This is a genomic window from Dellaglioa sp. CoH-57-MRSF-19, from assembly GCF_056781975.1.
In genome coordinates, this window is the sequence record NZ_JBXAXW010000001.1 from 225064 (window position 1) to 241817 (window position 16754).

Consider the following 16754-nt stretch of genomic DNA (forward strand, 5'->3'; position numbering starts at 1 on the left):
ATGATAAAAGTAATGAAAAATCGCGTTAGCGTTTGGGCAATGTTTGGTGCATTTATATTTATGATTGTCCAAGTTATCTGCGATTTATATTTACCAACATTAACATCAGACATGATTAATAAAGGTGTCTCACAAGGCGATGTTGCGTATATCTGGCAGGTGGGTTATGTCATGTTAGGCGTAGCAGCTATTGGTATTGTTGCGGCAGTTGGTAATGTCTTTATCGCTTCACGCTTAGCGCAAAAATTAGGACTTAGATTAAGAAGTCATATTTACAAAAAAGTACTTAATTTTTCAAGTCATGAATTTGATCAAATTGGAAATTCAAGTTTAATTACAAGAACATCAACTGATGTTCTACAAATTCAAAACGTTACCGTTATGATGTTAAGAATGATGATCCAAGCGCCTATTATGTTGATTGGTGCTAGTATTTTAGCTTATAACAAACAAAAAGAATTAACCGTGATTTTTTTAGTAGCTGTTCCAATTTTAATTATATTAATTGCTTCAGTTATGTATTTTGCAGTGCCGCTGTTCAAAACGTTACAAAAAAGAATTGATCATATTAATCTTGTCTTTCGTGAAGGTTTAACAGGTGTTCGTGTTATTCGCGCATTTAACCAAGATAAATATGAACAAAATCGTTTTGATCGTGTGAATAAAGAATATACAGATAATGCCCGTAAAGTATTTTCAATTACGGCGCTAATGTTCCCCATGATGACTTTAGTTCTTAGTGCAACCAATATCGCAATTATCTGGTATGGTGGTCATTTAATTGGAGATATGTCGATGCAAGTGGGTAATCTAGTTGCGTTTATGACGTATGCAATGCAAATTTTATCAAGTTTTATGATGTTATCGATGGTATTTGTCATGTTACCTCGTGCGCAAGCTGCTGCAGCACGTATCAACGAAGTTTTAGATACGAAGAATTCGATAAAAGACCAACCTGATGCAATTACAGTTGATCGTAGTAAAGTAGGAGCAAGTCAATTGTCATTTGATAAAGTTAATTTCCGGTATACGGGTGCTGAAAAAGAAGCCCTAACAGATATTAACTTTGAAGCAAAGGCGGGTCAAACGATTGCGATTATTGGTGGTACTGGATCTGGTAAGTCAACGTTAATTAATTTAATTCCACGATTGTTTGATGTTGAGTCGGGCGATATTAAAATTGATGGTAAATCAATTTATGAGTTAACCCAAGTAAGCTTACACGACCAAATTTCTCTTGTTCAACAAAAGACAGTTCTTTTTAGAGGAACAATCCGAAGTAATCTACAGTTTGGAAATGAAACGGCAACAGATGATGAGTTGTGGCATGCGCTAGAAATAGCACAAGCTAAATCGTTTGTTGAAGAATCAGCGGATGGCTTAGACGGCATAGTTGAACAAGGTGGAGATAACTTCTCTGGTGGCCAAAAGCAACGACTTGCAATTGCAAGAGCATTAGTTAAAAAAGCTTCTGTTTACTTGTTTGATGATTCATTCTCAGCGCTTGATTTTAAAACAGATGCTAAATTACGTGGCTCACTTAAAACGGATGAAAGCATCAAAGATAGTGTTGTCGTAATTGTGGCACAACGGATTTCTAGTGTGACAAGTGCCGATTTAATCTTAGTTATCGATGGTGGAAAAATCGTTGGTAAAGGGACTCATGAAGAATTGAAAGCCACGAATGAAACCTATCAAGAAATTATGCAGTCACAAATCAGAGAGGGGGATGCAGAGTAATGGCAGATAATAAGTCAAAACAAGCAACGCAACCTATGCGGGGCGGTCGAGGTGGACATGGCAATATTGGACGACCAGTTGAAAAGCCTAAGAACTTTTGGAAAACAATTGGGCGTTTAGCGAAATACATGTCACCATGGTTAATTTCAATAGGGATAGTATTAGTGCTAGCCATTATATCTGTAATTTTCCAGGCGGTTTCTCCTAAAATTTTAGGACGCGCAACAACCGAGATTTTCTCTGGGGTAACTAAAGGATTCACTCAAATGAAACAGGGGCAGAAAGTAACCTCGTTGCCAATTAATTTTGATGCAATTAAGAATATCTTACTTACAGTTGGTATTATGTATATTGCGTCTGCACTTTTCAGTTTTGTGCAGCAATTAATCATGACTAATATTTCTCAAAAAACGGTGTACGCACTTCGTAAAGATATTAAGGCTAAAATGGAACGCGTGCCTGTTTCTTACTACGATACACATCCAAATGGTGATATTATGTCTCGTGCTGTAAATGATGTGGATAACATTTCTGGAACGTTACAACAAAGTTTTACACAGTTAGTAACAAGTGTTGTGACCTTTGTCAGTGTTCTCTATATGATGTTTTCAATTAGTTGGCAATTAACGTTAATTGCTTTGATTATTGTTCCTTTGAGTTTGGTTGTTGTCTCATTAATTGCGCCTCGTTCGCAAAAGTTCTTTGCTGGACAACAAAAGAGTTTAGGACTTTTGAACAATCAAGTGGAAGAAACGTATGCGGGTCATACGGTTGTTAAGACTTTTAATAAAGAAGAAAAAAATATTGATATTTTTGAAAAACAGAATAATGATTATTATAAAAGTTCATGGAAAGCACAATTTATTTCTGGATTAATTATGCCAGCAATGAACTTTATTAAAAATATTGGCTATGTCTTTGTGGCAATTGTTGGTGGAATTAAGGTTTCACAAGGAACAATTACTTTAGGTAACGTCCAAGCCTTTTTACAATATGTGAACCAATTCTCACAACCAATCACTCAAATTGCCAACTTATCTAATACGATTCAAGCAACTGTAGCTTCTGCAGAACGAATTTTTGAAATCTTAGATGAAGAAGAATTGAAAGATGAAAGTAACGATGACTTACCAATTGCTGATAATGGTAATAAAATTTCCTTTGATCATGTTCAATTTGGTTACTCAGATAAGAAGCTTTTGATGACAGATTATAATTTGGATGTTAACGAAGGACAAAAGGTAGCAATTGTTGGACCTACAGGTGCTGGAAAGACAACGATTATTAACTTAATTGAACGCTTTTATGATGTCTCAGCGGGATCAATCCGACTAAATGGTGTCGATACTAAGAATTTGAAACGAGAAGATTTACGTAAGTCAATCTCGATGGTGCTTCAAGATACTTGGTTATTTACAGGTACTATTATGGAAAATATTCAATATGGTCGTGAAAATGCAACGGATGAAGAGGTTTATGCTGCAGCAAAAGCCGCTCATGTTGATACATTTGTTCGTCAATTACCAGATGGTTATCAAACTGTTCTGAATGAAGACGCTTCAAATATTTCACAAGGACAACGTCAATTGTTAACGATTGCTCGTGCATTTTTGGCTGACCCAGAAATTTTAATTTTAGATGAAGCAACGAGTTCAGTTGATACACGAACTGAAGTTTTGATTCAAAAAGCGATGGATACCTTATTAGATAGCCGAACAAGTTTCGTTGTGGCGCATCGTCTATCAACGATTCGTGATGCGGATAATATTATTGTAATGGATAATGGCTCAATTATTGAAACTGGAAATCATGATGCTTTGATTGCTAAAAACGGGTTTTATGCTGATTTATATAATAGCCAATTTGCAAACGGTACTATTTAAATTAAAAATAATGAGCTGAATTTGACCTTAGTTAAATTTGTGTTCATTATTTTTTCGTTTTTAAAATACTTGGGCATTCTTACCGGCTTTTAATCTTCTTCTTACGACGTTGATAATTTAGCGTATAATAAAAAAGACTCTAAAACAGTAGATGATTATTTAGAAAATGAGGTTTAATCATAATGAAACAATCACAAATTAGAAATTTTTCAATTATTGCCCATATTGATCATGGTAAATCAACTTTAGCTGATCGAATTATGGAAGAAACACAAACTGTCAGTGAACGTGAGATGTCTAGTCAATTGTTAGATTCAATGGCTGTTGAACAAGAACACGGGATTACAGTTAAATCACGAACGGTTCGTAGTTACTATACAGCTACTAATGGTGAAACTTACGAATATAATTTTATTGATACACCGGGACACGTTGATTTTTCATATGAAGTTTCGAAAAGTTTAGCTGCTAGTGATGGGGCTATTTTATTGGTGGACGCCACTCAAGGTGTGCAAGCACAGACGGTTGCAAATTACCGTTTAGCTAAAGAAAACAACTTAAAAATTATTCCAGTAATCAATAAGATTGATCATCCTAATGCTGATGTTGAAGAAACTAAAATTCAATTGATGGAATTAGCTGACGTTGATGAAGACGAAATGTTATTAATATCAGCTAAAACTGGGATTGGTGTTGATTTGGTTCTAGAGGCTATTAAAGACCGTATTCCAAAACCAATCGGTGATATTGAAGCACCACTTAAAGCATTAGTTTTTGATTCACATTTTGATGCATTTAAAGGAATTGTGGCTTATATTCGTGTCTTTGATGGTGAATTTAAAGCTAATAATTTACTTCGATTTATGCAACAAACGACTGATTTCCAAGTAGTAGAAGCAGGTATTTTTAAACCTGACATGGTGGCTGTTGATAGTCTACATGCCGGGGATGTTGGCTATGTTATTACAGGGCTAAAAGATCCTCAACTAGTTAAAATTGGGGATACGTTAACTTCTCAAAGTAACCCGACACCAGAAGCACTTCCTGGATATAAAGAATCAGAATCAATGGTTTTTGCTGGATTTTATCCTAAAGATAATAACTATAAAGAATTAAAATCAGCTATTCAAAAATTAGCTTTAAATGACTCATCTTTCCATTATAAAGAAGAAAAGTCAGATGCTTTAGGACTAGGATTTAGATGTGGATTCTTAGGGATGTTACATTTAAGTATTATTCGTGAACGTCTCGAAAAAGAATACCAATTAGGGGTGTTAACAACGACGCCTAATGTTACGTACCACGTTATTTTGAAAAATGGTAAAGAAGTTGTTGTTGATAATCCTGTCCAATTCCCTAATTTTTCTGAAATTGATCATGTTGAAGAACCATTTTTAGATGTTCATATGACCGTGCCAGATGAACAAGTGGGCGATATCATGAAATTAGCTGAAAAACGTAAAGGTATTTTCCAAGATATGTCATACAATTCTGGTCAAACTGAATTGAATTATGCGTTACCAACGTCTGAAATTGCCTATGATTTCTTCAATCAATTAAAATCATTATCACATGGCTATGCAACAATGGAAACGCAATTTAAAGGATATCAAACAGCAGACGTTGTTAAAATGGACGTTTTAGTTAACTATGCAACAGTCGATGCACTAGGGTTTGTTGTGCATAGACAAGATGCTGTGGAAATTGGTCAGAAATTAGTTGAGCAATTGAAATATTCAATTCCACGTAAATTATTCCCAATGCCAGTACAAGCAGTTATCGAAAATAAAGCTATTTCGCGTGCAAATGTACCGCCTCTTCGTAAGAGCGCAACAACAAGTAGTGATAAAAAGAATGCTGCCAAACAAGATATGCTACGCCGTCAAAGCGCTAATAAACGATTGGGCTCTAAGGCTGAAATGGAATTACCACAAGAAGTATTTAATGCAATATTGGAAGTTAACAATGATAACTAGTCTTTAGAAAGAAGGATTACAATGGGAGTTTTAGAAGTTCGCCAACTTTCCCATCAATTTGCGGATAAGCAATTATATGAGGATGCTCATTTTGAATTAAACACTGAGGATCATATGGGTATCATTGGTCAAAATGGTGCTGGTAAAAGTACATTAATCAAAATTATTACTGGACAAGAATTACCTGATGAAGGCGAAATCAAATGGAAAAAAAGTGCGACAATTGGCTATTTAGATCAATATGCTGAAGTTGCGGAAGGCATTACGGTTATTGAGTTTTTGAAGACAGCATTTCAACGTTTATATGATATTAGTGAAAAACAAACGCAGGCCTATACGGATTATGCTGAAAATATGGACGAGAAGTTGTTGGAAAAAGCGGGTAGATATCAAGAAGAACTTGAGGCAAAAAATTTTTATGATATCGATACAGAAATTGACCGTGTTCGAACTGGTTTAGGATTAGATGCAATTGAAAAAGACCATCAAGTTAGTGAATTAAGTGGTGGTCAGAGATCTAAGATTATCTTAGCTAAATTATTATTGGAAAATCCTGAAGTTATTTTATTAGATGAACCAACTAATTATTTAGATACGGAACATATTGATTGGTTAACTGAGTATTTAAATCAATTTGAAGGCTGTTTCATGGTTATTTCTCATGATTTTGAATTTTTACAAAATGTCACGAATACAATTATTGATGTTGCATTCGGTAAAATCACAAAATATCGTGGGAATTTTAAATCAGCTATTAAGCAAAAAGAAGCTAAAAAAGAAGCGCAACTAAAAGCTTTCCAGAAACAACGCCTTCAAATTGAAAAAGATGAGGCTTATATTCGAAAGAATAAAGCTGGAACGCGTGCCACAATGGCTAAGTCTAGACAAAAAAGATTAGATAAAATTGAGCGTGTGACACCGCCAAGTGATACTGTAAAAGGTAAATTTGATTTTCCTTATCTAGATACTGGATCCGCATCAACGCTTGCCGTTAAAAATTTATCAGTTGGTTATAAAACGCCATTACTATCACCAGTAACTTTTTCATTATCACATCAAGAAAAAGTTGTCTTAAAGGGATTTAACGGAATTGGTAAATCAACAATGATTAAGTCAATTTTGAAGTTAATTCCAACGTTTGGTGGAACTGCTGAATTTTCTGATTCTGTTGTTGTTAATTATTTTGATCAAGATTTAATTTGGGATAATAAAGAAATGACACCTCTTCAAATTATTCAAGATGAATACCCTGAATTGGAACCTAAAACGATTCGTCGCCGATTGGCTAAATCAGGGATTAATGCTGCGAATACAATGAAACCTATTAATATTTTGAGTGGTGGGGAACAAATGAAAGTTAAGTTGAGTTTAGTTGAATTGAAACCAAGTAACTTTTTAATTTTGGATGAACCAACTAATCACTTGGATGATGATACAAAAGACGCGCTACAAAAGGCAGTCCGACGTTTTCCTGGAAATGTTTTATTGGTCAGTCATGAAGCACCATTTTATGAATCTTGGATTGATAAAGTGTTTGATGTTGAAGCAATAAGAATTCAAAAATAGTGATAATAGCCTTGGAAAGTAATTTTCTAAGGCTATTTATCTGCACAAAAAAAGCACCAACCGAAGTTGATGCTTTCCTGTTATGGTACTTACCGAAGTAAATAGATTGTATGAATTCCACAAAACAGTGACAATCAGACATACCTACAATGCGGTAGGTAAAAAATGCCCCATTTTCGAACTAATCACTAGCCGCCGCAGCGGAACAACCGAAGTTGTCTGATTTTACTCGACTCATCGCATAACTTAATCATAGCACAAAATTAATATTTCGTATAGTTCTATTTACCCCAAAGGAATTGGATAACAGCTTTATCAACCTGTAAATTTCTATGAAGTTTACTATGTTGTGCATCTTCACCAGTAATTTTAAGCTCGTCATACGATTTTACTTGGCCTTTTAATAGATAGTTCATTGAACGGGCAGAAGCAATGCTGACAGATGTATCAGAATTTGAGCCATCATTCACATCGCCATAAATAACAAAGACTTTTGCGGTTGATGGGAAATTTTTTCGTTTGCTATAGTAACTTTGGTAGTTTGCTGTTTTAATAGCAGGTTCGTCATTTTTCAAGAAGTAATTTTTATTGGCTTTTTCGTCCATTCCGAGGACCCCATTAATTGGACCAGCAATTGGAACAAATTTATTTAGGATAGGAGAAGATTTTTTTCTGACAGATTCAGCCCAGTACATTGCAGATGAGCCACCCATTGAATGTGTAACAAGATTGATTTTTTTAATATCGTATGATGCTTTTAAATAATCAGTTATCTTACCAATCCATCTGCCCTCTTCAGGAATTTGAGCATCACTACGCGCAAATATAACTTGAACAATTGGATTTTTTTCAGTATATTTCCATCTACCCGTATAAGTGACATCACCAGTTGAAGAGACGGTTGCTGTTAGAACTTTTTTTGCCTTACCAGATTTTTCTGCTGAGGCAATCATGTCGTTAGTTGAGTTAGCTGTACCGCCGTATCCATGAATGTATAAGGTTGGTGTTTGTGAAATACTTTTCTCTGTTTCTACCGATTTAGGTATACTGTTATGCAATAGTAAAAAGCCAATACCTAATCCTAAAATCAATAAGATGGTTATTAATATACCGTATTTTTTCATTAGTGGTTTCCTTTGCATAGTAAGTTATTTGCTTTCATTATAAGCTACCGGGTCTTGACGTTCAAATTTAAAGCAAGTTATGGTAAGCTATATGCGAAGATAACTAAGAAAGCTGAGGATGAGCAAATGTTCATAGTGAAATCAACTAGAGATATAAGTAGTCAAATATATAAGGATGCATTATCAATTAGAAAAACGGTTTTTGTTGGAGAACAGAATGTGCCAATGGAATTGGAAATTGAAAACGAATCAGAAGCTATTCATTTTGTGGGTTATAAAGATGAAGAACCTGTTGTGACAGCACGTGTACTTAGCGAAGACTCTGAAACGTGGCATGTCCAGCGAGTTGCAACATTGAAAGCGGCTCGTGGACAACATTTAGCAACAGATATCCTAACGTTTATTGAAGGATTTTCAACAGTCTACGGAATTAAATACTTAACCTTAGGTGCACAAGATCAAGCCCAAAATTTTTATTTGAAACTAGGATATGAGGTTGAAGGTGAAGGCTTTATGGACGCAGGAATTCCACATCACACAATGATAAAAACAATCGAAGGAGCCTAGATGGCAAAAGAAACTTTATTTTCAAAATTACTAACGGATGAACGATATACATTTGCGAGTGAACTTGGTAGTAAATATCATAAAGACGCTAGTCAAATTTTATTTACTTACTTGAAGTTAATGGCTGAGGGGACACAAAACCAGTCAAAATCATTACAGAAAAGTCTGCCAGAAATCGATAAAAAATTTCAAAAGTATTTAGAAAACTAGAGATAGAAGGTACTTACAGTGAATAATAATCCATTAGCCAATCTTATGAAGCAAGATAAGTTAATTGTCGGTATTAGTGAAATCAGTAAAATGACAGGTGTTTCAACACGACAGTTAAGATATTGGGAACAAAAAGGCTATATTGAAAGTATTTCAGATGAGAAGGCAAAGTCGCGAGAATATCGTTTAGATATGGTCATAAAAGTCAGTCTTATAAAAGAAGAGTTAGATGAAGGATACACATTGGTTGCGGCGATTGAACACGTTAACGGAAAAATGGATATTTTTAGACAATTTAAACACTTTTTGATTGATCGTGTTTCAGATGTTGGTAAACAAGGAAATAAAACAGTTTTTGATATGGGCTATTTTGATGACTCCAAAAAGCAGCGTTTATTTGCGGTAATAGATGAAAAAGGGACACGTTTTGAACTCAGAGATGTTTAATAAAAAGAATTATAAAATAAAATCATAAAAAGGTTGCAACCGTTTACATTTGTGTTATACTTAATTTGTAGCAAGGAAGGCTATCGAAATCCCTGAACAAAATAAAACTGAAGTCACTTTTTTAAACTCACTTAATGGTTTTTAAAAACGAAGTTAGTTGGACAATGTTTAGTACTGAAGATAGTTGAAAAATGTAACACAAGTTAATGACGTTGAGAGATGTCAAGCAAGGCGTATTAAAACGGTGCCGGTCTTGAGCATTAAAAAGCAAATCAAGACACATCAAGTTAGATGATGTTTACTCCGATGAATTTAGAATTTTGGTAGTGTGAACGTCGTGAGACGTCGAACAAGGTTTTAAAACGGTGCTAGTCTTGAGCGCTTAAAAGCAAATCAGGACACATCAATTAAGATGATGGTTTAAGTTTCCAATGTACGGCAAGTTAATGACGTTGAGAGATGTCAAGTAAGGCGTATTAAAACGGTGCCGGTCTTGAGCATTAAAAAGCAAATCAAGATATCGAATTTTGATGATTTAAGTTGTAGTAGAACGAATAATTGGATTTAGAGGTATTTGGTCTTGGAGAAACGTTTGAAATCGAATGGATAACAAATCGCTCAAAGGGCGTCGTTCGATAATATATGATTCAAAACATATAAAAGCGACTTCACAGAACTAAATAAGTATAAAGATATAGAGGCGAAATATATTAATAATCAAGTAAAATCGACTCTCGGTAACACGGGTTTCGGCTTTCCTTCTACAAAAAGATAGGATTCAAGACATTTCTTAAAACAAATGCTTGAATCCTATTTTAATGCAGTGAATTATGATTTTTAGCTTACATTTAGGTATTTTAAAATGAAAGGTTAGGTATTCCTAAAAAATAAGTTACAATTCAATCGTTATTCTGATATAATAAATCTATTATTAAGAAAATGGAAGTGAATTGATTAACTAATGACAAAAAATGAAAGATCGAATATGACACCTATGAAGGAAGATTATTTAAAAATTATTTTTGAATTAGGCGGTACGCAAAAGAAAATATCGAATAAACAGATTGCGCTTAGTCTGAACATTGCGGCCGGATCAGTTACAGAAATGGTCAATAAACTAGTTAAAGAAGAGTTAGTAGAACATACGCCATACGCAGGGATTTCGTTAACGAAACCTGGGATATTATTGGCAGAAGATTTAGTTCGTAAGCATCGTTTATGGGAATGCTTCTTAGTTTATAAATTAAATTATAAACTACAAGATGTTGACGGTGAATCAGAGTTACTTGAACATGTGACAAGTGAGTACTTGCTTGATCATTTGAGTGAATTCTTGGGTCATCCAACACACTGTCCTCATGGCGGTGTGATACCTGACAAAGAAGGTAACTATGAGGAAGATAGCCATCTCGTTTTAGAAGCAGTAGAAGATAACACTAAAGTTGTGATTGAACGATTCATTGATAATCATGATTTGTTAACTTATTTAGATGATTTAGAATTACACATTGGTGATAAATTAACAGTTGTTTCTCATGCGCCTTTTGAAGGTCCAGTTGAAATCAAATTAGAAAATACTGGTGAGGTTAGAAATATTAGTTATAAAGCCGCTCATTATATTTTTGTGAAGTAGGTATTATGATAACAAAAGAAATTTTTATTAAATAGCTAAAGACTGTTGATATCAAATAGATATCAGCAGTCTTTTTTTGGAAATATAGCAATATTTAATAACTGGTAAAATGATTTAAGGTTAGCCTAAACTTTTTGTTTACAATGTATAAAGTTTGAGTATAATAAGGAATTGAGAAGAAAAGAATTTAAAGGAGTGGTAAAAAATGTCGAAAGAAGTACAAGAACCAAAAATGACTACCACAACAAATAGTGCTAGTTTGGAAGAAGTAAATGGATCAGTAGAAGTTCCAAAAAGTGCCGGATTTTTACGAACTTTATGGGCTTTTAGTGGACCAGGTGCATTAGTCGCTGTTGGTTACATGGATCCAGGTAACTGGATTACATCAATTGTCGGTGGTGCACAATACCGTTACTTACTATTATCAGTCGTTATTTTCTCCGGACTTATCGCTATGTTAATGCAATATATGGCTGCTAAGTTAGGTGTCGTAACAAGAATGGATTTAGCACAAGCAATTCGTGATCATACTAATAAACCGGTTGGATTTTTATTATGGATCATGACAGAATTAGCAATTATGGCAACAGATATAGCCGAAGTAATTGGTGGAGCGATTGCTTTACAATTACTTTTTGGAATTCCATTAACAGTCGGCGTTATGATAACTATATTAGATGTTTTCTTACTATTATTATTAACAAAATTAGGATTTAGAACAATTGAAGCGATTGTTGCAACATTGATTGCATCAATTTTAATTATTTTCCTTTACTTAGTTGCCTTATCAAAACCAAGTTTAGCAGGTATCATGGGTGGTATTTTACCAAGAGCATCAATCGTTATGAACCATGATCAATTAACATTAGCTTTAGGTATTATTGGTGCAACAGTAATGCCTCATAACTTGTACCTTCACTCTTCAATTGCACAAACACGTCAGTACGATTCAACTGATGAAGAAGAAGTTGCAAAAGTTGTGCGCTTTACAACTTGGGATTCAAATATCCAATTATTTGGCGCAACAATTGTTAACAGTTTACTTTTACTTTTGGGGGCTGCTTTATTCTTTGGACATGCAGATCAATTACAAGCATTCGGTGATTTATACCGTGCATTAAGTGATAATACAATTGCCAAAGGGATTGCATCACCTGTACTTTCAACTTTATTTGCCGTAGCTTTACTGGCTTCTGGGCAAAATGCAACGATTACCGGAACCTTGACTGGTCAAATTATAATGGAAGGTTTCATACATTTAAAAATGCCATTATGGGCCCGTCGATTGGTTACACGTATCATAGCAGTTATCCCCGTTATGATTGCCGCAATCATTTGGGGTGGGACAGAAGGCGTATTAGATAATTTACTTGTTTATTCACAAGTGTTCTTATCAGTAGCCTTACCATTTACGATGATTCCATTAATCTGGTTTACATCTTCTAAAAAATATATGGGTGAACGATTCGTTAATCCACTTTGGGTATCAATTATTGGTTGGGCAGCCGCAATCGGGTTAACTATTTTAAATGTTCAATTAGTCTTCAATTTAGTCATTCAATTTTTCCAAGAAGTTTTATAAAATAAGGAGGAAATTCATATGAAAAAAAGTTTTGAGTTACCAAAGCATAAGAACATTCTTGTCGGCGTCGATAATTCGGCAGATGCCCAATTAGCATTCTTAGAAGCGGTTAGTCATGCTTTAGATGATGATTCTCTGCTGCATATTGTAACTGTTCTGGAGTCGGATGATTTGAATGTTTTTCAGGTATTAACAAAAGATACATTAGCTGAAAAACGTTTGAAGGTTGAAAAACAACTTCAAGAGTATAAACAAAGCGCATTAGATGCTGGTGTTAAGGAAGTACACATTGTTCTTGCTGAGGGTGAACCTGGTGAAACGATTGTCAAAGATGTTATTCCTGACGTTAAACCTGATTTAGTCGTTGTTGGATCAGCTATAACTAAAGGGATTGGTAAGTACTTAGGTAGCCAAGCATCATACGTGGCTAAGTATTCTCCCGTTTCAGTTATGGTTGTTCGTTAATAGAAAAAAGTTATACAAAATGGTTGAATCTTATAAAGATTTAACCATTTTTATTTGGAAAACGTTTACTTGTTTATTTATATATAAGGTTTATGTTATGCTTTTATGTATAACATAAATAGGAGCATGATGATGATATCAAATTATATTTCAATATTAAAAAACGAGTTTAAAGGTTATAATGCAACAAAATTAGCTAAAGATTTTATGGCAGGTTTAACGGTAGCTGCAGTTGCTATTCCGTTAGCCTTGGCATTTGGTGTCTCAAGTGGGGCAACAGCTGCTGCTGGGTTAATCACAGCCATTGTTGCTGGGATTTTGATAAGTACCTTATCTGGGGCATATTATCAAATATCAGGACCAACTGGAGCGATGGCCGCAGTATTAATGGGTGTTATTGCACAATATGGATTAAAAGGGGTTTTTATTGCTACATTGATTGCCGGAGTGATTTTATTGTTAGCCGGTATATTTAAATTAGGCGTTTTAACGACTTTTATTCCTGCCCCTGTTATTACAGGATTTACATCAGGAATTTCAATTATTATTGCTTTCGGGCAATTAGATAATTTTTTTGGTACGCATTCAAACGGAAGTAGTTTAATTGAAAAAATTGGTAGTTATCCTAGCTTAGGTTTTCAACCTAAGTTGGCAACGACTTTGATGGCAATTTTAGTTGTTATTGCACTTTTTATTTTTCCAAAAAAATGGAATAAAGTTATTCCTGCATCGTTGATTGCAATTATTGTTACTACGGCAATTACAATGATATTTAAATTAGATGTCGCAACAGTTGGCGAGATTCCAACAAGTGTTATCAGTGATGATAGATTACATTTAGGTGCATTAAATCTTCAAACAGTTAAAAATCTAATTATTCCTGGCGCAAGTATTGCTTTACTGGGAATGATTGAAAGTTTATTATGCGGGGCATCTGCTGGTCGCATGACAGGTAAAACCTTAGATAGTAATCAAGAATTAATCGCTCAAGGTATTGGAAATATGATTTTACCATTTTTTGGTGGTATTCCAGCAACGGCTGCGATTGCTAGAACGAGTGTAGCAATTAAATCAGGTGCACAGACGCGATTGACAGGCGTTTTCCATGCACTTGCGTTATTAGTTTCAATGCTTTTATTGGCACCAATCATGTCACAGATTCCTTTATCGGCATTAGCTGGCGTGTTAGTTGTGACTTCATGGCGGATGAACGAATGGTCAGCTATCAAGTATCTCTTTAAAAATAAATTTAAAAGTGCTTTAATTCTATTTTTCTTAACATTAATAAGTACCGTTATTTTTGATTTGAGTACGGCGATTATGGCCGGTGTTTTAGTCGGGATCGTTATTTTTGTGGCTAAGAGTTCTATTTTAGATGTTGTTGTTGAAGATGTTGATTTAAGCAAAGTCGAAACAACACAAGATAGATTAAAAGATGATTGGGCAGTTGTCTACATCACTGGACCACTATTTTTCATGTCTGCGGATCGATTAGATAAGGCACTACAGCCACTTCATGAACGAGATTTAGTTATCTTTTCATTGCGAGGCGTACCATCAATTGATAATACAGCAATGGCTGTTATTCAGGATTTCTATAGTGATGCTCAGACTAAAAATCATGAAGTGATTTTTTCTTCAGTTCAACCAAATGTAATGAGAATGTTTGAACGATCTGGCTTTAAAGATGTGGCTGGGGAAGAAGCCTTTTATTTCTCAGTTGATCGTGTTCTAAAGGAAATACTATAAGATGTACATTATTGACAAGGATATTTAGGCATGTTAAGATTCATTCAACTTAATAAATAAAAGTTAACACATAAGTAGTCATTTATCTGGGAGTCAGAAAGTTGGTGGTTGATGCGAACCAATCAGGATAAATTAACCAAATACGTTAACGTTATTTTAAACATCGGATAAATATCTAGAACCGTTATCATCTAGTGAGTGAGAATTTGGGTTCTCAATTAAACTGGGTGGTACCACGGCTAGAGTCGTCCCTGATACAATATTTAATATTGTATCAGGGACTTTTTTTGTCCAGAAAAGGAGTGTTAAAAATGAAAAATATAAATTGGGGTCAGTTTCGATATCAAACTTTTCATGATAAATACTAGAATCGACTAAAAAATAGGAGTGTTTACTAATGAAAAATAAATTATCGTTTACAGAAGCAGCAAGTGTTTTAGTAGTAATGTTGATTATTATGGGATTTGGTGTAATTAAGTTTGGGTTATCACCTCAAACACCAGTTATGTTAGTGATTGGGTTGTTAATTTTATGGGCTAGAATTCGTCATTTTTCATGGGATGAGATTCACGCGGGTATCAAGGATGGAATGAGTACAGGGTTAATTCCCATCTTTATTTTTATTTTGATTGGCTCATTGATTGCGACTTGGATTGCGGCAGGAATTATTCCAACCTTAATGATTTGGGGATTTAATCTGATTAGTGTTCAATTCTTTGTGCCTTCCGTTTTTATTGTCTGTGCTATTATCGGATTATCAATTGGGAGTGCCTTCACTTTAATTTCAACTGTGGGTATCGCACTATTCGGTATGGGGATGACGATGGGGGTTAATCCTGCACTAGTGGCAGGAGCAATTATTTCAGGTGCTATCTTTGGGGATAAAATGTCTCCCTTATCAGATTCAACGAACTTAGCAGCTGCCATTGGAGAATCTGATTTATTTAAACATATTAAAAATATGATGTGGACAACAATTCCTGCTTTTGTAGGATCTTTAATTTTATATTTCATTTTGGGAAGTGGTAGTATGGCAGCAAATATGGATAAAATCAATCATACGATTTCAATTTTATCTAGTCACTTTTCAATCACAGCTTGGGCGGCATTACCAATTATCTTAATGTTTGTCTGTGCCTGGTTAAAAATTCCAGCTATTCCAACGTTATTTATCAATATTGGTGTATCGTTAGTTATGTTATTTATTCAAAAACCATTTACGAGTTTACAAGATGTTGCGGCGTTGATTCAGTCAGGATTTGTTTCTAAAACTGGAGATGCAAATGTGGATATGCTGTTAACACGAGGTGGCGTTTCAAGTATGATGGGAACCGTGTCATTAATAATTTTAACTTTAACGTTAGGCGGCTTACTAATGAACTTCAATATTATTGAAGTCGTTATGGAACCTTTAGTTAAACGTTTAAATTCATCTGGTAAATTAATTACGGCAACTATTTTTGCTGGAATTGGAGTTAATTTATTTGTTGGAGAACAATACTTATCAGTTATTTTACCTGGAAAAGCGTTTAAACCCGCTTTTGATAAATCAAAATTAGATAATTTAGCCTTAAGTCGTGCACTTGAAGATGGCGGAACAGTGATTAATTACTTAATCCCTTGGGGTGTAGCTGGTGCGTTTGCAGCAAGCACGTTGGGAGTTCCAACGCTAGACTACTTACCATTTGCGTTCTTTAGCTTACTATCGCCTGTCTTTTCAATCATTAGTGGTTGGACGGGAATCGGGTTACGTGCAAAGAGAGCCTAATAAAAACGGGTCACAATGAATTTTATATTCGTTGTGACCCGTTT

General features: G+C 34.6%; 13 protein-coding genes. 12 read left to right on the forward strand and 1 reads right to left on the reverse strand.

Annotated features, from left to right (window positions below; all coding sequences use genetic code 11):
• From AC1RO3_RS01060 to AC1RO3_RS01075, 4 genes are all read left to right on the forward strand, one after another.
• The gene (locus tag AC1RO3_RS01060) at positions 1-1740 is read left to right on the forward strand and encodes an ABC transporter ATP-binding protein (protein ID WP_481760972.1); all 1740 of its coding nucleotides are present in this window, start codon (positions 1-3) and stop codon (positions 1738-1740) included.
• Positions 1740-3623, forward strand: coding sequence for an ABC transporter ATP-binding protein (locus AC1RO3_RS01065; protein WP_481760971.1), 1884 nt, complete (start codon positions 1740-1742; stop codon positions 3621-3623). The genes AC1RO3_RS01060 and AC1RO3_RS01065 overlap by 1 nt, the downstream gene beginning before the upstream one ends.
• Before the next feature lie 182 nt (positions 3624-3805).
• The gene (gene lepA / locus AC1RO3_RS01070) at positions 3806-5599 is read left to right on the forward strand and encodes a translation elongation factor 4 (RefSeq protein WP_481760970.1); all 1794 of its coding nucleotides are present in this window, start codon (positions 3806-3808) and stop codon (positions 5597-5599) included.
• Positions 5600-5620: 21 nt separating this feature from the next.
• Complete coding sequence (locus tag AC1RO3_RS01075; protein ID WP_481760969.1) at positions 5621-7165, forward strand: ABC-F family ATP-binding cassette domain-containing protein; 1545 nt, start codon at positions 5621-5623, stop codon at positions 7163-7165.
• A gap of 281 nt (positions 7166-7446) precedes the next feature.
• Here the strand turns inward: AC1RO3_RS01075 and AC1RO3_RS01080 are convergent, their stop codons facing one another.
• Positions 7447-8307 (reverse strand): alpha/beta hydrolase, encoded by an 861-nt coding sequence (locus AC1RO3_RS01080; protein WP_481763204.1) that lies wholly within the window; start codon positions 8305-8307, stop codon positions 7447-7449.
• Between the two features lie 108 nt (positions 8308-8415).
• Here AC1RO3_RS01080 and AC1RO3_RS01085 point away from each other — a divergent pair, with 108 nt between their 5' ends.
• From AC1RO3_RS01085 to nhaC, 8 genes are all read left to right on the forward strand, one after another.
• Entirely contained in the window at positions 8416-8856 is a 441-nt protein-coding gene (locus AC1RO3_RS01085) for a GNAT family N-acetyltransferase (protein WP_481760967.1), read from the forward strand.
• Entirely contained in the window at positions 8857-9066 is a 210-nt protein-coding gene (locus tag AC1RO3_RS01090; RefSeq protein ID WP_481760966.1) for a hypothetical protein, read from the forward strand.
• Positions 9067-9084: 18 nt separating this feature from the next.
• The gene (locus AC1RO3_RS01095; protein WP_409021721.1) at positions 9085-9513 is read left to right on the forward strand and encodes a MerR family transcriptional regulator; all 429 of its coding nucleotides are present in this window, start codon (positions 9085-9087) and stop codon (positions 9511-9513) included.
• A gap of 985 nt (positions 9514-10498) precedes the next feature.
• Positions 10499-11146, forward strand: coding sequence for a metal-dependent transcriptional regulator (locus AC1RO3_RS01100; protein ID WP_481761142.1), 648 nt, complete (start codon positions 10499-10501; stop codon positions 11144-11146).
• 205 nt (positions 11147-11351) lie between these two features.
• Complete coding sequence (locus AC1RO3_RS01105) at positions 11352-12728, forward strand: Nramp family divalent metal transporter (RefSeq protein WP_481760965.1); 1377 nt, start codon at positions 11352-11354, stop codon at positions 12726-12728.
• 18 nt (positions 12729-12746) lie between these two features.
• Positions 12747-13193, forward strand: coding sequence for a universal stress protein (locus tag AC1RO3_RS01110; RefSeq protein WP_481760964.1), 447 nt, complete (start codon positions 12747-12749; stop codon positions 13191-13193).
• 132 nt (positions 13194-13325) lie between these two features.
• The gene (locus tag AC1RO3_RS01115) at positions 13326-14942 is read left to right on the forward strand and encodes a SulP family inorganic anion transporter (RefSeq protein ID WP_481761141.1); all 1617 of its coding nucleotides are present in this window, start codon (positions 13326-13328) and stop codon (positions 14940-14942) included.
• Between the two features lie 397 nt (positions 14943-15339).
• Entirely contained in the window at positions 15340-16710 is a 1371-nt protein-coding gene (gene nhaC, locus AC1RO3_RS01120) for a Na+/H+ antiporter NhaC (RefSeq protein WP_481760963.1), read from the forward strand.
• Positions 16711-16754: the final 44 nt, after the last annotated feature.